Annotated in this window: 19 protein-coding genes; 13 read left to right on the top strand and 6 right to left on the bottom strand. The window is 69.6% G+C overall.

All coding sequences use genetic code 11. The annotated features are described in order from the left end of the window. Positions 1 to 30 precede the first annotated feature (30 nt). From coaD to E3N86_RS13610, 8 genes are all read left to right on the top strand, one after another. Positions 31 to 519, top strand: a complete 489-nt coding sequence (coaD, locus tag E3N86_RS13645; protein ID WP_104103054.1) for a pantetheine-phosphate adenylyltransferase — start codon at positions 31 to 33, stop codon at positions 517 to 519. 86 nt (positions 520 to 605) lie between these two features. Then, positions 606 to 1,577, top strand: coding sequence for a MoxR family ATPase (locus E3N86_RS13640; RefSeq protein ID WP_104103531.1), 972 nt, complete (start codon positions 606 to 608; stop codon positions 1,575 to 1,577). A 4-nt stretch (positions 1,578 to 1,581) separates the two neighbouring features. After that, complete coding sequence (locus tag E3N86_RS13635; RefSeq protein WP_134371613.1) at positions 1,582 to 3,147, top strand: DUF58 domain-containing protein; 1,566 nt, start codon at positions 1,582 to 1,584, stop codon at positions 3,145 to 3,147. Then, positions 3,134 to 5,575: a DUF3488 and transglutaminase-like domain-containing protein gene (locus E3N86_RS13630; protein WP_134512151.1), complete on the top strand. Its 2,442-nt coding sequence runs from the start codon at positions 3,134 to 3,136 to the stop codon at positions 5,573 to 5,575. The genes E3N86_RS13635 and E3N86_RS13630 overlap by 14 nt, the downstream gene beginning before the upstream one ends. 11 nt (positions 5,576 to 5,586) lie before the next feature. Continuing rightward, positions 5,587 to 6,159: a DUF177 domain-containing protein gene (locus E3N86_RS13625; protein WP_104171681.1), complete on the top strand. Its 573-nt coding sequence runs from the start codon at positions 5,587 to 5,589 to the stop codon at positions 6,157 to 6,159. Between the two features lie 2 nt (positions 6,160 to 6,161). Further along, complete coding sequence (gene rpmF, locus E3N86_RS13620; RefSeq protein WP_066596228.1) at positions 6,162 to 6,365, top strand: 50S ribosomal protein L32; 204 nt, start codon at positions 6,162 to 6,164, stop codon at positions 6,363 to 6,365. 135 nt (positions 6,366 to 6,500) lie between these two features. Continuing rightward, the gene (gene rnc / locus E3N86_RS13615; RefSeq protein WP_134512150.1) at positions 6,501 to 7,187 is read left to right on the top strand and encodes a ribonuclease III; all 687 of its coding nucleotides are present in this window, start codon (positions 6,501 to 6,503) and stop codon (positions 7,185 to 7,187) included. Between the two features lie 33 nt (positions 7,188 to 7,220). Beyond that, complete coding sequence (locus E3N86_RS13610; protein ID WP_134512149.1) at positions 7,221 to 8,162, top strand: Fpg/Nei family DNA glycosylase; 942 nt, start codon at positions 7,221 to 7,223, stop codon at positions 8,160 to 8,162. Here E3N86_RS13610 and E3N86_RS13605 read toward each other — a convergent pair. Continuing rightward, positions 8,127 to 8,474, bottom strand: coding sequence for a hypothetical protein (locus E3N86_RS13605; RefSeq protein ID WP_134512148.1), 348 nt, complete (start codon positions 8,472 to 8,474; stop codon positions 8,127 to 8,129). The two genes, E3N86_RS13610 and E3N86_RS13605, sit on opposite strands and share 36 nt — an antisense overlap. Continuing rightward, a complete protein-coding gene (locus tag E3N86_RS13600) occupies positions 8,475 to 8,843 on the bottom strand; it encodes a hypothetical protein (RefSeq protein ID WP_134512147.1) in 369 nt (122 codons plus the stop codon). It abuts the gene before it with no gap. Positions 8,844 to 8,871: 28 nt separating this feature from the next. On the opposite strand from E3N86_RS13600, the gene E3N86_RS13595 reads away from it, so the two are divergent. Next, positions 8,872 to 9,450, top strand: a complete 579-nt coding sequence (locus E3N86_RS13595) for a hypothetical protein (protein WP_241980499.1) — start codon at positions 8,872 to 8,874, stop codon at positions 9,448 to 9,450. Here the strand turns inward: E3N86_RS13595 and E3N86_RS13590 are convergent. Together E3N86_RS13590 and E3N86_RS13585 are read right to left on the bottom strand one after the other, a co-directional pair. After that, positions 9,386 to 9,733 carry a hypothetical protein gene (locus E3N86_RS13590; protein ID WP_134371597.1) on the bottom strand — a complete coding sequence of 116 codons (348 nt, stop codon included), beginning with the start codon at positions 9,731 to 9,733 and terminating at the stop codon, positions 9,386 to 9,388. The genes E3N86_RS13595 and E3N86_RS13590 overlap by 65 nt on opposite strands. A 15-nt stretch (positions 9,734 to 9,748) precedes the next feature. Beyond that, positions 9,749 to 10,468 (bottom strand): GNAT family N-acetyltransferase, encoded by a 720-nt coding sequence (locus tag E3N86_RS13585; protein ID WP_134371595.1) that lies wholly within the window; start codon positions 10,466 to 10,468, stop codon positions 9,749 to 9,751. 277 nt (positions 10,469 to 10,745) lie between these two features. Between E3N86_RS13585 and E3N86_RS13580 the strand changes: the two genes are divergently transcribed. Beyond that, positions 10,746 to 14,507, top strand: coding sequence for a chromosome segregation SMC family protein (locus E3N86_RS13580; protein WP_134512146.1), 3,762 nt, complete (start codon positions 10,746 to 10,748; stop codon positions 14,505 to 14,507). A gap of 37 nt (positions 14,508 to 14,544) precedes the next feature. Here the strand turns inward: E3N86_RS13580 and E3N86_RS16930 are convergent, their stop codons facing one another. After that, positions 14,545 to 14,925 (bottom strand): four-helix bundle copper-binding protein, encoded by a 381-nt coding sequence (locus E3N86_RS16930; protein WP_166785099.1) that lies wholly within the window; start codon positions 14,923 to 14,925, stop codon positions 14,545 to 14,547. 488 nt (positions 14,926 to 15,413) lie between these two features. On the opposite strand from E3N86_RS16930, the gene ftsY reads away from it, so the two are divergent. Then, a complete protein-coding gene (gene ftsY, locus E3N86_RS13570; protein WP_104103088.1) occupies positions 15,414 to 16,289 on the top strand; it encodes a signal recognition particle-docking protein FtsY in 876 nt (291 codons plus the stop codon). Positions 16,290 to 16,296: 7 nt separating this feature from the next. After that, positions 16,297 to 16,800 (top strand): DUF2004 domain-containing protein, encoded by a 504-nt coding sequence (locus E3N86_RS13565; RefSeq protein WP_104103091.1) that lies wholly within the window; start codon positions 16,297 to 16,299, stop codon positions 16,798 to 16,800. A 20-nt stretch (positions 16,801 to 16,820) separates the two neighbouring features. Here E3N86_RS13565 and E3N86_RS13560 read toward each other — a convergent pair whose 3' ends face one another. Further along, positions 16,821 to 17,141: a putative quinol monooxygenase gene (locus tag E3N86_RS13560; protein WP_134374270.1), complete on the bottom strand. Its 321-nt coding sequence runs from the start codon at positions 17,139 to 17,141 to the stop codon at positions 16,821 to 16,823. Between the two features lie 76 nt (positions 17,142 to 17,217). Here E3N86_RS13560 and ffh point away from each other — a divergent pair, with 76 nt between their 5' ends. Next, positions 17,218 to 18,792 carry a signal recognition particle protein gene (gene ffh / locus E3N86_RS13555; RefSeq protein ID WP_134512145.1) on the top strand — a complete coding sequence of 525 codons (1,575 nt, stop codon included), beginning with the start codon at positions 17,218 to 17,220 and terminating at the stop codon, positions 18,790 to 18,792. Positions 18,793 to 18,849: the final 57 nt, after the last annotated feature.

Genomic DNA, 18,849 nt, shown 5'->3' with positions numbered 1-18,849 from the left:
CGTTCACGCACTGGGGCTAGGGTGATCGCTATGCGCAGGATCGCCGTCGTCCCCGGTTCATTCGACCCCGTCACGCGGGGTCATCTCGACGTGATTGAACGGGCGTCCGGTCTCTTCGACGAACTGCACGTGCTCGTCGTGCACAACCCCGGCAAGACGGCTCTGTTGCCGATCAGCCAGCGGGTTTCCCTGCTGCAGCGGTCCATCCTGGACGCCGGGCTGCCGGGCAACATCGTGGTGGCCTCCTGGGGCATGGGGCTGCTCGTCGAATACTGCACGGAGGTTGGCGCAAGCGTGCTGATCAAGGGCATCCGCTCACAGGTGGACGTGGCCTACGAGACCCCGATGGCGATCGTGAACCGCAACCTCGCCGCCGTGGAAACGATCTTCCTGCTGCCGGACCCGGCCAACGCCCACGTGTCCAGTTCCCTGGTGCGCCAGGTCGCCGCGCTCGGCGGCGATATCACCCCGTATGTGCCGCCGGCCGTGGCGGCGTTCCTGCAGAAGACACGCGTGTGAATACGTCCCCCCTGCGCTCGGTTTCCGTTCCGGCGCTCGCCGGGAACGTGGGCGGCCCTGTCGCCGACACGGTCGACGAGACCCTGATGGACCTTCCGGCCGTCGAGGCTGCGGCGCGTGCGATCATCCGCAATGTGGAAACCGTCATCGACGGCAAGCACACGGCCGTCACGACGGCTCTCACGGTGCTTCTGGCCCAGGGGCACCTTCTGATCGAGGACGTTCCCGGCGTCGGCAAGACCATGCTGGCCAAGGCGCTGGCCAAGTCCGTGCACTGCACGGTCAGCCGCGTCCAGTTCACCCCCGACCTGCTGCCCTCCGACGTGACGGGCGTGTCGGTGTTCAACCAGGTGGACCGCCGATTCGAGTTCAAGCCTGGCGCCATCTTCGCGAACATCGTGATCGGGGACGAGATCAACCGGGCGAGCCCGAAGACCCAGTCCGCGCTGCTGGAATGCATGGAGGAACGCCAGGTCACCGTCGACGGCTCCACCTACCTGCTGCCGCTGCCCTTCACGGTCGTGGCCACCCAGAACCCGATCGAGATGGAGGGCACCTATGCGCTTCCCGAAGCCCAGCGGGACCGGTTCATGGCACGCATCTCGATGGGGTACCCCGACACCGAGTCCGAGCTGATGATGCTGGATGCCCGCGACACGTCGAGCCCGCTGGCCGGCATCGAGGCGGTCGTCTCCGGCGCCCAGCTGCGCGGAATGATGACGGCCGTACAGCGGGTGTTCGCCTCTCCCGCGGTGAAGGAGTACACGGTCAGCCTGGTGCGGGCCACCCGCGACGACCGCGACCTGCGCCTGGGCGCCAGCCCCCGTGCCACACTGCAGCTGATCCGGGCGGCCAAGGCCCAGGCGGCGCTTCACGGCCGGGACTATGTGCTGCCCGACGACATCGACTCTCTCGCCGTCGCCGTGCTCGGGCACCGCCTCGTGGCGAGCAGCCGGGTGCTCGGCCACCATCAGGACAGCGGCCCGGTGGTCGACGACATCGTTCGCCGGATCGTGGCGGCCACCCCCGTTCCCGTCGGTGCCACCGGGCATCCCTGACGCCATGCCGGCGAAGCAGCGGCGCGTCCGGTTTCCCCGGGTCACCCTTCGAGGCGGGATGTTCCTCGCCGCGGGAGCCGGCCTTCTGCTGCTCGCCCTGCTGACGAACCAGCGCGACCTTCTGTTCATCGCCGGTGTGCTCCTGGCCATCCCCGTCGCCGCCCTCGGGTACGTCTCGATCCATCCGGTGCGCCTGCGCGTCACCCGGATGCTGCGCCCACCGGTCGTGCCGGCCGGCGGCGAGGTCGTCGTGGGGCTCGGGGTGCGGAACCTTTCCCCCCGGCCCCTGGCGGGCCTGCATCTGCGGGACACCGTGCGGGGGCGGGACGCCGGCGACGCCGGACTGACCGTGCCGGCCGGAACGCCGCTGCCGGCCCTCGACCGCTACGAGGGCGGCCCGGACACCGGTGCAGACAGCGTGAGGTTCGAGTACCGGTTCAGCTTGCCCCGGCGGGGTCTCTACGCAACGGGCCCGGTGCTGATCGGGCGTTCGGATCCGTTCGGCCTTGCCTCGGGCGAGTGGGCCGTGGGGGAGCCGCACGACCTGGCGGTGACGCCCCGGGTGACCGCCCTGGCCGGCCGGGGCCTCACCGGCACCCTGAACGACGGCGACGTTCCGGAGCGGCTCCGGCACCTGAACCACAACGCAGACCCCTTGATCGCGCGCGAGTACCGGCCGGGCGACCCGCTGCGCCGCGTGAACTGGCCGGCCACGGCCCGTCTGGGCGCGATCATGGTGCGGCAGGAGGAAGAGCAGAGCAACCCCGGAGCCCGACTCGTGCTTGACACCGCGCTGCGCGGACGCCGCGGCCGCCCGACCGTCGTCGGTGCCGACACTGGTGCCGGTGCCGACAGCGGCACCGATCTCGGCGGGCCGCGCCTCGAGCAGGCGTTCGAGGTGGCTGTCGAGCTCGCGGCATCCGTGGGGGTGCACCTGCTGGCGGCCGGCTACCGGCTCGACCTCGTTGCGCTGGGACCGAGCCTGTCCACACCGAGCCTGTCCAGTCCCAGCTCGGGCTCGTCCGGCAGACTGGCGAGCCCGGGTCAGGCGAACGCCACCCCGGGGCGACCCGGCGGCCGCGGCGGCCTGCGCGGCGACCCTCCCACCGTCTTCCTGCCGCCGGGCGGAGTCGCGCTGCTGCTCGAAGGGCTGGCCGGGGTCAAGCCGGCGGACCCGCCCGACCCGGCGGAGACCGCCGAGGACGAAGCAGAACAGACGTACACGTTCGGCGGCCCCGCAGTGAAGCCCGGACCCCCGGCATCCGTCGAACCCGGTACGCCCGAGTCCGGGACCGCCGCGAAACTCAGCACGCTCGTGGTGCCCGGCGGGCTGCTGCCGACCTTCGCGGTGCTCGTCGCCGTCGACGACCGGGATCTGGCCGAGCTCGCCGACCTCGTGTCCCAGAGCCGCCCCGCGGTGGCCTTCGTGCTGCCCACGGTGCGAACGGATGCCGTGCGCCGGCTGCGCGAGGCCGGCTGGCGCTGCATCCCCGTGCACCAGACCCCGGACATCCCCCGTGCCTGGGAGGACTTCATCGGCGCGAGGAGGCCCCTGAATGACGCCGTCTGACCGGGTCGCTCCCGACCAGGCCGCTCCCGACCAGGGCACTCGCACCGCTTGGCGCGACCCCTCCGCCCGCGCGGCCCGACTCAAGCGGGCGGAGTGGCCCCTCGCGTTCGCACTCCTATTGCTATTGGTCGTGGCCGACGCCGGCCTCGGGCCGCTGCTCGAGGGCACGGGCTGGTGGTGGCTGATGACGTTCACGGCCGCCGGCGTCCTGCTCGGTTCCGCCGGGTTCCGCCGCGCCGGCCTGCCCGTCTTCCTCGGGTCGCTCGCTGGATTAGGGGTTCTTGTGGCGGTCCTGACGCTGCTCTTCGGCGCCGGAAGCGGCTGGCTCTGGCTGATCCCGACCGGGGAGACGATCGACCGGTTCCGCGATCTGGCGCTCTCCGGGGTGGTCTCCATCGAGCAGCAATCGACGCCGGCCGAGGCGACCGCCGGCATCCTGTTCCTGCTCAGCGCCGGCGCCGGCGTGATCGCGATCCTGATCGACACGCTCGCGGTCATCCTGCGCGTGCCCGCGCTCGCCGGACTGCCCGTGCTGGTGCCGCTGCTCGTGCCGGGGCTTGCCCTCGGCCACGAGGCCAACCTGGAGGCCCTCGTGCTCACGGCCGCCGCCTACCTCCTGCTCCTCCATGTCGAGATCCGGATGCGCCGAGCCGGCAGCCTGCCCGGCCCGCCGGTCGTAGCGGGGCCCGGCACGGTCGCGCCCGGGCGGCGCCACGTGCCCGGCTCTTCTCAGGGAGCGGTCGTCGTGGGCAGCGTCGCGATAGTGGCGGCAATCGTGGTCAGCGTCGCCACGCCCGTCTTGCCTGGGGGCAGCCTCACGCGCGCGCGCCCGGGCAGCAGCCTGCTGTTCGCCAACGGTGTCAGCCCCATGATCAACCTCGGTCAGGACCTGCGCCGGCCGGACGCCGAACCGGTGCTGCACTTCCGCACCACGGCGACTCGGCCGCCCTACCTTCGGCTGCTGACACTCGATGAATTCTCGGGCCGCAACTGGACCGCCGGGGAGGCGCCCAGGAGCCGCGCGAACGCCGTAGACGACATCGACCTGGCGCCAGGGTTCTCACCCGATATCAAGACGAGCGAGACGATCACGACCATCGGCATCGACAACCTGGCCGCCCGGTGGCTGCCTATCCCGGCGCCGCCCCGCTCGGTGACCGGCCTGCTCGGCGCCTGGTACTGGAACGAGGCGACCGGGTCCATCACGAGCCCCGGCGACACGACCCGCGGCCAGGAGTACACCGTCACCGCGCTCACGTTGGAGCCGACGGCGGAGCAGTTGCGGGAAGCCGAGGGTGCGTATCCGGCGGAGATCCGGCGCAGCCTGAGGCTGCCAGCCGAGACTCCGGCCCTGATCGGCGACACCGCGCGTGAGGTCACCGCCGGCACCACGAGCGCGTACGAGGCCGCGCGGGCCCTGCAGGACTACCTGCGCGGCAGCGACTTCGCTTACGACACCGAGGCTCCCGTCGAGGCCGGCTATGACGGTGGCGGCATTGACGTCGTCAGCACCTTCCTCGAGGTGAAGACCGGGTACTGCGTGCACTTCTCCTCGGCGATGGCGGCTATGGCCCGCTCGATCGGCATCCCGTCCCGGATCGCGATCGGCTACCAGCCCGGGTCGCTGTCCGCGTCGGGTTCCGTCGCCGGGGTCGGCCGGTACAGCGTCGACACCCACGACCTTCACGCGTGGACGGAGATCTACTTCGAGGGCGTCGGCTGGGTGCCCTTCGAGCCCACGCCCGGCCGCGGCGCCGTGCCTGCGTACACGCAGGACAATGCCGTCACCGTGCCGCTGACTGATTCCGGCCAGGCCGGCCCGTCGGACGCGCCGCGCCCCGAGGACCTCGGCGGCCAGAACGCCGCTGACGCCCAGGCCGACGCTTCTTCGCCCGCGGACTCGCGCGGCGGCATCATCCGTCTCGGCCTGCTCGTCCTCGGGACGTTCGCGCTGCTCCTTCTGCCGGCCCTCATCCGGGTGACCCGGCGGATGCTGCGGCGCCGGGGCCTCCTGTCGGGGCAGAGCGGGGCCGTGGAGGCGTGGCGTGAGGTCAGCGACACGGCGGTGGACCATGGCGTCTTCGTGCGGGAGACCGAGACGCCGCGCGAGCTCGCCGCGCGGCTCCGGGTTCTCATCGGCTCGGTAGGCGGTACCGAGAGCGTTACGGAGGGCGCCGATCCGGGCGGGGGAGCCGCGGCCGAGGCCCTCGACCGGCTCCTCGTGGGAGCGGAGCGCAGCCACTACGGGCGACCGGGTGACGACGCGCAGTCCGCGCGGGCGGCGGAACGCGTGGCCGACCTCGACGTGGTGCTCCGCGGCATCCATTCGGTGTCGGGCTGGCGCCTGTGGGTGCGGGCGACGCTGCTGCCGGCATCGCTCTGGCGCCCCGGCGAGCGACGAATCGGACGCCCAGCCGTGAACGCGTAGAATCTTCCCTCGTGAGTAGATTCAAGAAGACCCCGTACAAGGTCGATGTGCGCGACCTGATCAACCGCCCGGGCACCATGCACGAACGACACCTCGAAATCGTCGTGCCGGGAGACCTCGGCGAGAGCCTGGTCGCCGTGAAGGCCGGCTCTACCGTGATCGCGAACCTGCGCCTCGAAACCCTGCACGAGGGCATCCTCGTGTCGGCCCAGGTGTCCGGAATCGCCGCCGGAGAGTGCGGCAGATGCCTCATCGACGTCGAATTGCCGGTCCAAGTCGAGTTTCACGAGCTTTTCGCGTACTCTCTAGACGAAGCTTATGAAAGTGAAGTTCAAGATGACCACGTGGATCTTGAACCTCTGATCAGGGATGCGGTGGTGTTGTCACTGCCGTTCCAGCCGGTTTGCCGGCCGGATTGCCCAGGTCTCGACCCCGAGACCGGTGAACGGCTTGCCGAGGCCCCTGAGTTCCTACCCGAAGAAAAGCGCGATCCCCGGTGGGCCGCGCTCATGGAATTCCAAGCTTCCGAAAGCAGCGGCACGGATGAAGACATCCAGGCTGAAACGGATAGAGAAGAGAAGTAGTCATGGCAGTCCCGAAGCGCAAGCAATCACGCTCCAACACCCGTTCACGTCGTTCCTGCTGGAAGGCCGAAGCGCCCACCCTGGTCAAGACCATGGAAAACGGCAAAGTTGTCTACAGCCTGCCGCACCGCGCCAAGGTCGTCACCGACGCAGCCGGCACGGCGCTGTTCATGGAATACAAGGGCCGCAAGGTCGCCGACGTTTAGTCTCGTCGTGCTCGAACGCCTGATGCCGCGCCGACGGATGCCGGGAGTCCCGATTCAGGGTCCCGTTCCGTTGAGTCGCGGCATCAGTGTTTTCGGTCGGCATCTGCCCGGCGCGCACTCGCTGAGCCGGCACTCGTGAGCGTCGATCCCGAGGTTTCGTCCTTGCTGGCGACTCTCGGCGTGCAGATCGACCCGGCCTTGCTTGAGCTCTCTCTCACCCACCGCTCGTACGCGTACGAGCACGGCGGCATACCCAATAATGAGCGCCTCGAATTTCTCGGCGACTCGATTCTGGGGCAGGCCGTGACGGTCATGCTCTATCGGGAGTACACGCAGCTCGACGAGGGTGACCTTGCCAAGCGCCGGGCCAGCCTGGTGTCGAGCGTTGCCCTGGCGGGCATCGCGCGCGGCATCGGCTTGGGTGCGTACGTGCGCCTCGGCCGCGGCGAGATCCTCACCAATGGGCGTGACAAGTCGTCGATCCTTGCCGACACCGTCGAGGCGCTCATCGGAGCGGTCTACCTCGACTCCGGCGGAGAGACGGCGACGGCGCTCGTGCTGCGCCTGATCGAGCCGCTCCTCCGTGACCCAGGGCACTTCGGAGTGTCCATGGACCCCAAGACGAGCCTGCAGGAAGCCGCGGCTCGCCTGGGCACCGGGGTTCCCGTGTATTCCATCGCGGAAAGCGGACCCGATCACTCCAAGATCTTCATCGCCACCGTCACCGTGGGTGAGGTCAGTGCGGTCGGCGAGGGCACGAGCAAGAAGCACGCCGAGATGGCCGCCGCACTCGACGCCTGGACGCGCCTCAGCGCTCCCTGAGCTGCTGTCAGGCCGTGACGCTGAAAGGCTCGCATGCCCGAACTTCCTGAAGTGGAGGTCGTTCGCGCCGGCCTGGCGCCGGCCGTAACCGGCGCCGTGATCGTCGGTGTCGAGGTCTTCGAGCCACGATCCCTGCGTCGCCATGACTCCGCGAGCGGGCATTTCGCCGACCTGTTGCAGAGCCGGGGCGTGGTCGCCGCCGTCCGCCGGGGTAAGTTCCTCTGGCTGCCGCTGGATTCCGGGCGCGCCCTGGTCGTGCACCTCGGAATGAGTGGTCAGGTGCTGCTGCGCAGCCCCGGATCGGATACGGACCGGCACCTGCGCATCCGTTTGCAGATCGAGCACCCGGAACACGGCGAGCTGTGGGTCAACTTCGTCGACCAGCGCATCTTCGGCAGTATGGCCGTGGACTCGATGCAGCCCACCCGCGACGGGCTGACGGCCGGGTACTCCGGGCTCGCAGGCGGCGCGACCGGGGCGGACGGACTAGCCGGTTCGGGCCTGGGCTGGTCGGGGCTGATCCCGTCGCAGGTGGCGCACATCGCGCGCGACCCGCTGGATCCGGGCTTCTCGGCGCCGCTCTTCCTGGCTGCCCTGGCCCGCAAGAAGACCGGGATCAAGCGCGCCCTGCTCGACCAGACCCTGATCAGCGGCATCGGGAACATCTACGCCGACGAGGCCCTTTTTGAGGCCCGGGTGCACTACGAGCAGCCGGCAGACTCCCTGTCGCCCGCGAAGGGGCGGGCGCTGCTCGGCGCGGTCCGCAGCATCCTGAACCGGGCCCTGGCCGAGGGCGGCACCAGTTTCGATGCGCAATACGTGAACGTGAATGGTCAGTCCGGATATTTTTCGCACCGCCTCAACACGTACGGCCGGCAGGGTCTACCGTGCCCCCGCTGCGGCACACTGCTCGTGCGGCAGCAGTTCATGAACCGCAGTTCACACCTCTGCCCGCGATGCCAACGGCTGCGCTGAGGCTCGCTGCCCGCGAGAAGCCTGACTGTTGAACAAAAATACGAAACTCTTTTGAATATCAAGTGAATAACTCTCAACTTCAATCACCATCTTTGCTAACCGCGGACCATGACAACCGCCGCAGATGACCTCAGAGCGGCAACGGATGCCGTCGCCCGCCTGGACTCCTCCTGCGCCGACTAGGAGCACCTCGCCGACGCCGAGGTGCTGGCCGGTCAGAAGCAGATCGCGGCCGCCCGCCGCCTCCTCGACACGCGATCCGCGTGGATGGCGGCGACCATCGCCCGGCGGTCCCGGTTCGAACTCGGCCATTCAGGTCTGGCCGCGCAGCAGGGATTCCTCTCGCCCGAGGCGCTGATCCAAAAGGTGACGGGCTCGACCAAGACCGACGCGTTCAAACTGGTCTCGGTCGGCACGATGATGGCCGGTGCCGAGGCGGCGCAGGCGCGCGTCGAGGCGGCCGTGGAGTCGCCGGACGCTGATGCCGCCGAGGTCGCGGAGTTCGTTGCGAAGGTGCCCTGGCAAGCGCCGATCGCCCGCGCGGTCACCAGTGGCGCTCTCTCCGTCGACGCGGCCGAGTCGATCCGTTTTGGTCTCGGCCAGATCGCCGCGACGGTCACCGCCGACAAGCTCACCGAAGCCCTGACCCCTGCTTCTCGTCGAGGCGTCGACGCTGAACACGGACCAGGTCTTCAGACTGGCGCGGCGCATGCGCGACCGCCTCGACGAGGCCGGCATTGCCGCCTGGGAGAAGCAGGCCCACGACGACCGGTTCCTGAAGGTCTACCGGCTCGGCAACGGCAAGGTGCGTCTGAATGGCCTCTTCGCGACCGAAGACGGCGAGTTCGTGCTCTCCGTCTTCGACTCGATCACCAGCCCTCGCCGCGGCGGGGTGCGCTTCGTCGACAAGGCGAAAGCCGCGTGGGCCACACGCATGCAGGACGACCCCCGCACCACGGACCAGATCGCCGCCGATGCCCTCGTGCAGCTGCTGACGATCGCCGGCGAGGCCGATCAGGGCCGGGTGTTCGGCGGTCGCCGCCCTTCGCCTCAGCTACGTGTGCCGGCTTTGCCCTCTTTGCTGGCTTTGCGGTCTTTTGTTTTTTGGCTTTGGCTTTGGCTTTGGGCTTTTGGTTGTCGGGTCTTGGGATCTGGGTCTTTGGCTCTGGGACTCAGGGTTCGGAAATTCAGGGCTCGGCAGGCTCGAGGGCCGGAGGGCCGGGTTAGAGGGCGTCGCGGCGCCAGGCTCCCTCGTAACCAAGCGGCACGAAGCCGATGGCCTCGTTGACCGTGAGCATGTGCCGGCTCTCCTCAGCGTTATAGGTCATCACCGACGGATGCCCGGGGCGCTTCGCCGCGAGCAGCTCGAGGTTCGCCATCTTCAGCAGCATCCCCAACCGGCGGCCGCGGTGCTCGCGCAGCACCAGAGTGTCCTCCTGGCTGACCGAGCGGCGGGACTCCGCCGGCACCTCCAGCTCGGTGAATCCCACGAGGTGGCCGCTCGGGCCATGCAGCACCGCCGAGGTCAACGCCGTGCGCCTGCCGGCGGCAGCCTTCTGCTCCTCCTGCATGACGCGCTCGGGCGTCTAGAGCTGCTCCGGTTCGGCAAGGCCGGCGCTCGGGGCATCCGTGCTCATGCGCGTGTAGAGCACCGCCAGATCGGGCAAGCATTCCGGCGGGGTGCGATCGACCCACTGCAGCACTGCATAGTCCGGACCCGCGTGCGCGGCGGCGGCGTCGCGCAGTCGACGTAGCTGCGTGGGATCCACCGGCAGGGTATGCCGGCTGGCGCGCACGACCTGCTCGAGGAGGTAGCCGCGGCCCTGAAGGAACCGAACCTCGGGGTTGCCGAGCGGAACCGAACCGAACCCGGTGGGGGAGTGAAGGCGCCCACCCGGCGCTGTCGGTGATGGTGCGTAGACGATCTGAACGCTGCGGTCCTCGGAGTGCGCGATCGCCCCGAGCCGGGCAGTGAGGGCTGAGCCGATGCCTCGCGGTCGGTACTCGGGAAGCGCTTCCACGGCCAACCACGCGTGCTCGGCGGAACCCTCCGGAAGGGTCTCGTAGTGACCGCGCCCGACAAGGCGTCCCTTGGACCGGGCCACGGGGAGGCGCTTGGGCTCCCACGCCTGCTTGAGCCAGTCCGGCAGGAGCTCTTCGGCGGTCAGCTCCAGGTCGGTGGTGCCATACGCCTCCGCCTCGACCGTGTTGCGCACCCCGTTTGCCGCCTCGAAATCGGCCCAGCCGGGAGCCTGCGGCGCGGCGGGGATGGCGAGTTCGTCGATCTCGAAGGTGAAGGTCCCCATGATCGGCCAGCGTAGCGCCGCCCCTGCCGCCCCTGCCGCCCCTGCCGCCCGGGTTCGGCCCCAGCTCCGAATCAATTCGACGGAGATTTTGCTCAAACCCGGCCCGAGACATCCGTTTCCGCTCCAAATCGGCAAAATCTCCGTCGAATTCGTCAGGGACCGCGCCTACCGCCAGGGACCGCGCCTACCGGGCGGTGGCGGCTGTGTCCGGTACCGTTACTGGGGGCGGCGCGCCGGGCAGCCGCGACCCGAGTCAGCGACGAAAGGGGGCGAAACCATGTATCTGAAAAGCCTCACGCTCAAAGGCTTCAAATCCTTCGCCCACCCCACCACGTTCGCCTTCGAACCCGGCGTCACCTGCGTGGTCGGGCCCAACGGCTCGGGCAAGTCCAACGTCGTCGACGCACTCGCCTGGGTGATGGGCGAGCAGGGCGCGAAGACCCTTCGCGGCGGCAAGATGGAAGACGTCATTTTCGCCGGCACGTCCACCAAGGGCCCGCTCGGCCGGGCGGCCGTGACGCTGACCATCGACAACACGGATGGCGCGCTACCGATCGACTACACCGAGGTCACCATCTCCCGCACCCTCTTTCGCAACGGCGCGAGTGAGTATGCGATCAACGGGCGCACCTGCCGCCTGCTCGACGTGCAGGAGTTGCTCAGCGACTCCGGCCTCGGCCGGGAGATGCACGTGATCGTGGGGCAGGGGCAGCTCGACGCCGTGCTGCGCGCCAGCCCCGAGGAGCGCCGCGGGTTCATCGAGGAGGCCGCCGGCATTCTCAAGCACCGTCGGCGCAAGGAGAAGACCCTCCGCAAGCTCGACGGCATGCAGGCCAACCTCACCCGGCTCAGCGACCTTGCCGGGGAGATCCGTCGGCAGCTCAAACCGCTCGGACGCCAGGCCGACATCGCCCGCGAGGCGCAGATCATCGCCGCCGTCGCCCGCGACGCCCGGGCCCGGCTCCTCGCCGACGACGTGGTCACGCTGCGTATCGCGCTCGACGCGCACGGCCGCACCGAGAGCGAGCGGCATGCCGAACGACTCGTGCTGACCGAACAGCTCGAGACCCGGCAGCGGCGCCTGCGCCGACTCGAGCAAGAGCAGATCGGCGACGCCGTCGACCGGGCCCGGCGCACGAACTTCGGCCTGGAATCCGTGCAGGAGCGCCTGCGCGGCCTCTACACCCTCGCCAACCAGCGGCTGGCCCTGCTCGGCTCGCAGGCCGAGTCCGTGGACGCCGGCCCCAGCGTGACCACGGCGATGCTGACGGATGCCGCCGCCGAGATCGACGCGCTGCGTAGCCGCATCGACGTGGCCGACTCCACCTGGGCTGCCGCCCGCGCGGCCACCGAGGAGGCCCGGGGCCGGCTCGACGCCCTCGACGAACAGATCGCCGCCCAGGCCGTGCTGGTCTCCCGGCACGACCTCCACCTCTCCCAGCTGACCGGGCAGGCCGAGACCGCCGCGGGCCGCCTGGCCTCCGTGCGCGGCGAAGTGCTGCGGCAGCAGAACGCCCTCAATGCCGCCCGTGGCCGGGTCGACACGGCTGAGGCACACCTCGCCGGACTCGCCGCGGACGCCGCGGCGCTCGACGCGGCCGCCGTCGACGCCGGCGAGATCCACCCGGCCGAGGCTGCCGCCGCGGCCCGGTCTGCCGTCGCCCAGGCGGAGGTCGAGGTCGAACGCCTGCGCGACGAACTGCACCTCGGCGAACGCGAACGGGACGCCCTCGCCGCCCGCGCGGGGGCACTGTCCCTCGCCCTGGACCATAAGGACGGCTCGGCGGCCCTGCTCGCTGCGGCCCCGGCGGGCATCCGTGGTCTGGTGGCCGAGCATGTGCGCGTGCGGCCCGGCTACGAGGCCGCCATCGCCGCCGCCCTCGGCTCCCTCGCCGACGCCGTGCTCGCCGACACCTGGAGCGCGGCCGTCGACGCCATCGTGCGCGCCCGCGCCGACGATCTCGGCCGGGTCGAACTTATCGTGGCCGGCACGATCGACAAAGACGCCAGGGCCGATGCCCCGCCCGCAGACGCGACCGGCGATGCGACGGCCGGCACGATCGACGCCGACGCGCCCGGTGACGGCACGGCGGATACCGGCATGTCAGGTATTGGCACGTCGGGTACCGGCACGACGGATGTCCTCGCACCCGACACCCGGCCAGACCTCACCGTGCAGCCCGGGCTGCTCTGGGCCGAATCGGTGATCGACGCGCCACCCGGGGTGCTCGGCCTGCTCCGGCGTACGGCGATCGCCGACGACCTCGACGCCGCCCGAGCCGCCGTGGACCGATTCGGACCCCGATCCGAGGAAGTGGAGACCGTTGGCGTGGAGACCGTTGGCGTGGCGACCGCCGGGCGCGCAGCCCTCCCGATCACCGTCATCACCCGGGCCGGAGACGTATTCAGCGACACCGTGCTGTGCGGTGGTTCCGGGGCCCGGCGCAGCCGCCTCGAGCTCATCGCCGACCGCGATGCGGCCGCCGACTCGCTCGCTGCGGTGCGCATCCGGCTCGAGCAGGTCGTCGCCGACCTCGCCGAGGCCCGCGTCGTGCTGTCCGCCCGCAAGACCCAGGCCCAGGCGGCCACCGCCCGGGTGCGGGCGTTCGAGTCCCGCACGACCGTGCAGGCCGAGAAGACCAACCGGGCCACCGTGCAGCTCGAGGCGGCCACCGCCGAACTGAGTCGGCTCTCCGCCGCCCTCCTGCTGCAGGCCGAGGCCGTCGCCGCCCTCGAGGCCGCGAGCGAGATGGCCCGCACCGCGCGCGACGAACAGCGCGCCCGGCCGCGCCCGGTGCCGGATACCGGACCTCGCGACGCGCTCGTCGCCGCCCTCGAGGCCGCGCGCGAAGCCGAGGTCGAGGCCCGGCTCCAGGCCGAGACCGCCCGCGAACGCGTGCGCGCCGGGCAGGCGCGGGCCGACGCGCTCGCGAAACAGCAGACTGCCGCGCGGGCGGCGGCCGAGGAGGCAGCCCGGCGTGCGGTCATCCGTCGCCGTCAGGTGGATGCCGCCAGCCGGGTGGCCGAGGCGCTCCCGCTGGTGCTTGCCTCGGTCGACGCCTCCGCCAGCGAAGCCAGGCTGCGCCTGGCCACCGCCGAGGCGGAGCGCAGCAGCCAGAACGAGGAAATCGCAGCGCTGCGCCGGGAGGACAGCGCCCTGCGCGCCCGGTTGCAGGCCGTCACCGAGACCGTGCACGGCCTGGAACTGGCCATCTACGAGAAGAAGCTGCACCTGTCCGGGCTGCTCGAGCGCGCCGTCAGCGACCTCGGTCTGACCGAAGACGTGCTCGTGGCCGAGTACGGGCCCGACCAGCCGATTCCGGGCGCCATCCAGAACAGCCCAGACCCGACCTCCGAACCCGTCCGCTTCGACCGGGACGACCAACAGCGCCGCCTGACCGTCGCCGAGCGCCGCTATGCCCAGCTCGGCCGAGTGAACCCGCTGGCCCTCGAGGAGTTTGCCGCGCTCGAGCAGCGGCACCGCTTCCTCACTGAGCAGCTCACCGACCTCTCCAACACGCGCCGCGACCTGCTCACCATCATCGAGGAGATCGACGAGAAGATGGGTGCCATCTTCGGCAGCGCCTTCGACGACACCCAGGCGGCGTTCGCCGAGGTGTTCCCGGTGCTGTTCCCGGGCGGGAGCGGCAGCATCCGTCTCACCGATCCCGACAGCCTGCTCACGACCGGCATCGAGGTCTCGGTCAAGCCCGCCGGCAAGAAGATCGAGCGGCTCTCGCTGCTGTCGGGCGGAGAGCGCTCGCTCGCCGCCGTGGCCCTGCTGATCGCCATCTTCAAGGCCCGCCCGAGTCCGTTCTACATCATGGACGAGGTCGAGGCTGCCCTCGACGACGCCAACCTCGGCCGGCTGCTGACTATCTTCGAGGACCTGCGCGCCACCAGTCAGCTCATCGTGATCACCCACCAGAAACGCACGATGGAGATCGCGGATGCCCTTTACGGCGTCTCGATGCGCCTCGATGGGGTCTCGGCCGTGGTCGGGCAGCGCATCGCGAAGGATGACGAGCAGGCATCCTGACACGTCGCCGCTGTTCGCCGCTGTCGAGTGAAGAACGCTAGCGCAGCACGGCCAGGAGTCGCGAGCAGGCCTCGTCGACCCGGCGGCAGGCCATGCTGCAGGTGTGCCAGCCCGGATGCAGCCGGGCCATGTTCTCGCAGGCCGCGATCGATGCCCGGGCGGCCTCGCGGCAGGTTTCCAGCAGCGCGATGGTCATCAGCCCGTCCTTGCGCGCATGCCAGGACAGCAGCCGGCTCGTCGACGAACACACCTCGATGCAGTCCAGGTCGGCGAAGAAGCAGCGGGTGATGTCGCCGTTGCCCTTGATGCGGAGGCAGGCGTGCGCGCAGTCCTCGCTTACCGTCACGAGAGCGTCGCACGCCGCGATGCACCGGTTGATCCCGGTGCGCACACTCTCGGGCCCTGTGCTGACTGCCATGCCGACACCCTAGACCGGGTCCGCGCGGCTGTCGGGGGGCTTGCACATTCCTGCTCGTTTTCGGGTGGTCGTTCCAGGACCGAAAGTCCCTCAGAACAACACCCTCACACCGGGCTGAGGGTCTCCGGCGTGTCCGGGCGCTGCACATCGACGAATCCGAGGGCAACGATCGGCTCCGGCCGCGCGGCCGCCAGCGTACGCATCAGGCTGCCGACCGCCACCGGGCCGTGCGGGAAGGACGTGCCGTGATGTGGACGATGCCGACACGAGAGGATGAGGTCTGGGCCGTCACCCCGTCATTCTGCCGGGTCGGGTCGCTCGTGTGACGGCACGAATCGCACGAACGAGCGTTATCGGGGCGGTGCCGCTCCCGGTCCGCACCATCGGTTCGGAGGTCCACCGCTCGGTACGCGCCGGCTGCGCCGCTTCGCGCGAGGCACACCTGGGGCGCAGCGGCGCAGATACCGCACGAGCCATAGGCTGTAGGTATGGCAGAACGCACCCCCTGGTCTCTCTCCGGCGCACTGCGCGGCATGTTCGCGAAGAAGCTCATCGACGCCGAAACCTGGGAAGACCTCGAAGACGCGCTCATCCAGGCCGACTTCGGTCCCAGCATCACGGAGGCGGTCGTGGCCGACCTGCGGGCCAAGGTCGCCAGGTACAACACGACCGACCCGACCGACCTGCAACGGATGCTGCGCGAAGGCCTCGAGGAACGGCTCTCCAAGCTCGACTCCACCCTCAACCTCAGCGCGCGGCCTGCCGTCGTGCTCGTCGTCGGCGTCAACGGCGTCGGCAAGACCACCACGATCGGCAAATTCGCGAAGTTCCTGCGCACCTACAACCGCAGCGTGCTGATCGGGGCGGCAGACACGTTCCGTGCGGCCGCCGTGGAACAGCTGGCAACCTGGGCCGAACGGGCGGGCGCCGACATCGTGCGGCCGCAGGCCCACGGCCAGGACCCGGCATCCGTCGCCTTCCAGACCGTCGAGCGGGCCATGAAAGACGGCACGGAGATCGTGATCATCGACACCGCCGGGCGGCTGCAGACCAAGGGCGGCCTGATGGACGAGCTCACCAAGATCCGCAAGGTGATCGAGAAGCAGACCCCGATCGCCGAGGTGCTCCTCGTGCTCGACGCGACGACCGGCCAGAACGGACTGGCCCAGGCCGAGGCCTTCATCCAGCATGCCGGCGTGACCGGGCTCGTGCTCACCAAACTGGACGGATCCGCCAAGGGCGGCTTCGTGCTCGCCGTGCAGGAGAAGACCGGCATCCCGATCAAGCTCGTGGGCCAGGGCGAGGGCATCAACGACCTCACCGGTTTCACGCCGCACGTTTTCGCACAAAAACTCGTCGGATAGGACAGTCATGACCATCGAACACGATTTCTTCGGAATTCTCGGCAGTGACGATGCTGGCGAGGTCTACTGGTCGGATTCGGCCGAACTGGGCGACCAGGACGTGCAGATCGACCTCAGCTCCCCCGACGAGGAGTCCGTCTCGGCCGAAGCGCTCGACATTGCGGCGGCCATGGTCAACGACATCGAGGGACTCGATTCGCAGGCCCGCGAATCGCTCGTGGCCGACCTCAGCAAGGAGGGCTCGGTGACGGGCGCATACATCACGACCGAACTCGACGAAATGGATCCCGAGGTTCTCGACGACGCCCTGATCTGGGATTCGGGCGACAAACAAATCGATTTTCTGCGCTCCATCCAGCTGCAGCGGATCGGTTTCCACCCGCACCACTTCCGTAGCGAGGAGCACTTCGCGGTGCTCGAGTACTCGATCAGCCCCGATGACACCGACGCCCTGCTCGTGGTCACGATCGACGTGCACGGCGACCCCGTGCGGATCGCCGTCGAGCAGTAGCGCAGCAGTCCGGTCGGACGTCAGTGCCCCTCCTGGATGGTGCCCTTGGCCGGGTCGCCGAACGGCACGTTCTGCAGCACCTTGACGTCCGTTGGGGCGGCCAGTGCGTCATCGGTGAGCGCACCAAGTTCGGTGATTCCCGCGCCGGTCGCGTGCACCGCGAGGTCGGCGACGCTGGCCCAGCGCTCGACCATGACCACCAGGTCACCGTCGGTGTGCGCGGCATACCGTTCGCAGCCGGTCTCGGCGTGCACCGTGGGGGAGACCACGGCGAACGCGTCCAGGAGCTCCTGGCTGCGACCGGGCTTCGGGGTGAGTACGGCGACGACGACAACGGACATGGTGACTCCTGGCTTCGGATGCGGTTTGCGCACCCGAACAAACGTAGGCTCCGCGACCGGTTAAACTAAACGCATTATGGCTACTTTTGGAAACCTCTCAGATCGCCTGGCCGAGACGTTCAAGAATCTCCGCACCAAGGGCAAGCTCAGCGCGGCGGATGTCGACGGCACCGTGCGCGAGATCCGGCGCGCACTGCTCGACGCCGACGTCGCCCTCGAGGTGGTCAAGGACTTCACCGGCAAGGTGCGCGAGCGTGCCCTCGGCGACGAGGTCAGCAAGGCGCTGAACCCGGCCCAGCAGGTCGTCAAGATCGTCAACGAGGAGCTCGTCGAGATCCTCGGCGGCCAGCAGCGCCGACTCGAATTCGCCAAGAAGCCGCCGACCATCATCATGCTCGCCGGCCTCCAGGGTGCCGGTAAGACCACCCTCGCCGGCAAGCTCGCGAAGTGGCTCGCGAAAGACGGCCACACCCCGATCCTGGTCGCGGCCGACCTGCAGCGCCCGAACGCGGTCACCCAGCTCGAGGTCGTCGGCGCCCAGGCGGGCGTGCCCGTCTACGCGCCCGAGCCCGGCAACGGCGTCGGCAACCCGGTCAAGGTCGCCCGCGACGGCGTCAAGTACGCGCAGCAGAAGATGCACGACGTGGTCATCGTCGACACCGCCGGACGCCTCGGCGTCGACGCGGAGATGATGAAGCAGGCCGCGGACATCCGCACGGCCATCGACCCCGACGAAGTGCTCTTCGTGATCGACGCCATGATCGGCCAGGACGCGGTGGCCACCGCCAAGGCGTTCCAGGACGGCGTCGACTTCACCGGCGTGGTGCTCTCCAAGCTCGACGGCGACGCGCGCGGCGGTGCGGCCCTGTCCGTGGCCTCGATCACCGGCCGTCCGATCATGTTCGCGTCGACCGGTGAGAGCCTCGACGACTTCGAGCCGTTCCACCCCGACCGCATGGCCAGCCGCATCCTCGACCTCGGTGACATCCTCACCCTGATCGAGCAGGCGCAGGGTGCCTTCGACGAAGACGAAGCACGCAAGATGGCGGAGAAGTTCTCCACCGACAGTTTCACCCTCGACGACTTCCTCGGGCAGATGCAGCAGCTGCGCAACATGGGTTCGATCAAGAAGATGATGAGCATGCTCCCCGGCGCCGGCGCCATGAAGCAGCAGCTCGAGAACTTCGACGAGCACGAGATCGTGCGCACCGAGGCCATCATCCAGTCGATGACCAAGGCCGAGCGCACCACCCCGAAGCTGTTGAACGGATCCCGTCGGCTGCGCATCGCCCGCGGCGCCGGATCGACCGTGACCGAGGTCAACCAGCTCGTGTCCCGGTTCGAGCAGGCCGCCAAGATGATGAAGACGGTCGCCAAGGGCGGCATGCCCAACATCCCCGGCATGGGCCCGGTCCCCGGCGGCATGGGCGGCGGCGGCCGTGGCAAGCCGCAGCCCAAGAAGAAGGGCTCGAAGTCGGGCAACCCGGCCAAGCGCGCGGCGGAGAACCTGGCGATCGCGTCCGGTGAGAAGCCCGCTGGCGCGGGCCCCGGTGCGGGCGGCGGCACGGGCTTCGGCCTCGGCGGCGCCAGGAAGGCGGGCGGTCCCACCGAAGACGAGATGGCCGCCCTGCAGAAGATGCTCGGTCGGTGATACTGCGCCGCAAACGCTGAGCCGCTGACTGCGCTGCGGATGCCCCCGGCCGCCGGT

It is taken from the genome of Cryobacterium sp. Hz7 (genome assembly GCF_004402815.1).
Lineage (GTDB): Bacteria > Actinomycetota > Actinomycetes > Actinomycetales > Microbacteriaceae > Cryobacterium > Cryobacterium sandaracinum.
Note: the sequence above shows the minus strand (reverse complement) of the source record. Positions and strands in the feature narration are given on the sequence as shown.

Coding starts and splice junctions, on each gene's coding strand:
- E3N86_RS16930 (WP_166785099.1), bottom strand. CDS start 14,925: ATGGCAGTCAGCACAGGGCCCGAGAGTGTGCGCACCGGGATCAACCGG.
- E3N86_RS13590 (WP_134371597.1), bottom strand. CDS start 9,733: ATGCAGGAGGAGCAGAAGGCTGCCGCCGGCAGGCGCACGGCGTTGACC.
- E3N86_RS13585 (WP_134371595.1), bottom strand. CDS start 10,468: ATGGGGACCTTCACCTTCGAGATCGACGAACTCGCCATCCCCGCCGCG.
- rpmF (WP_066596228.1), top strand. CDS start 6,162: ATGGCAGTCCCGAAGCGCAAGCAATCACGCTCCAACACCCGTTCACGT.
- coaD (WP_104103054.1), top strand. CDS start 31: ATGCGCAGGATCGCCGTCGTCCCCGGTTCATTCGACCCCGTCACGCGG.
- ftsY (WP_104103088.1), top strand. CDS start 15,414: ATGGCAGAACGCACCCCCTGGTCTCTCTCCGGCGCACTGCGCGGCATG.
- E3N86_RS13610 (WP_134512149.1), top strand. CDS start 7,221: ATGCCCGAACTTCCTGAAGTGGAGGTCGTTCGCGCCGGCCTGGCGCCG.
- E3N86_RS13580 (WP_134512146.1), top strand. CDS start 10,746: ATGTATCTGAAAAGCCTCACGCTCAAAGGCTTCAAATCCTTCGCCCAC.
- E3N86_RS13595 (WP_241980499.1), top strand. CDS start 8,872: ATGCGCGACCGCCTCGACGAGGCCGGCATTGCCGCCTGGGAGAAGCAG.
- E3N86_RS13630 (WP_134512151.1), top strand. CDS start 3,134: ATGACGCCGTCTGACCGGGTCGCTCCCGACCAGGCCGCTCCCGACCAG.
- E3N86_RS13605 (WP_134512148.1), bottom strand. CDS start 8,474: ATGGCCGAGTTCGAACCGGGACCGCCGGGCGATGGTCGCCGCCATCCA.
- E3N86_RS13560 (WP_134374270.1), bottom strand. CDS start 17,141: ATGTCCGTTGTCGTCGTCGCCGTACTCACCCCGAAGCCCGGTCGCAGC.
- ffh (WP_134512145.1), top strand. CDS start 17,218: ATGGCTACTTTTGGAAACCTCTCAGATCGCCTGGCCGAGACGTTCAAG.
- E3N86_RS13635 (WP_134371613.1), top strand. CDS start 1,582: ATGCCGGCGAAGCAGCGGCGCGTCCGGTTTCCCCGGGTCACCCTTCGA.
- E3N86_RS13640 (WP_104103531.1), top strand. CDS start 606: ATGGACCTTCCGGCCGTCGAGGCTGCGGCGCGTGCGATCATCCGCAAT.
- E3N86_RS13565 (WP_104103091.1), top strand. CDS start 16,297: ATGACCATCGAACACGATTTCTTCGGAATTCTCGGCAGTGACGATGCT.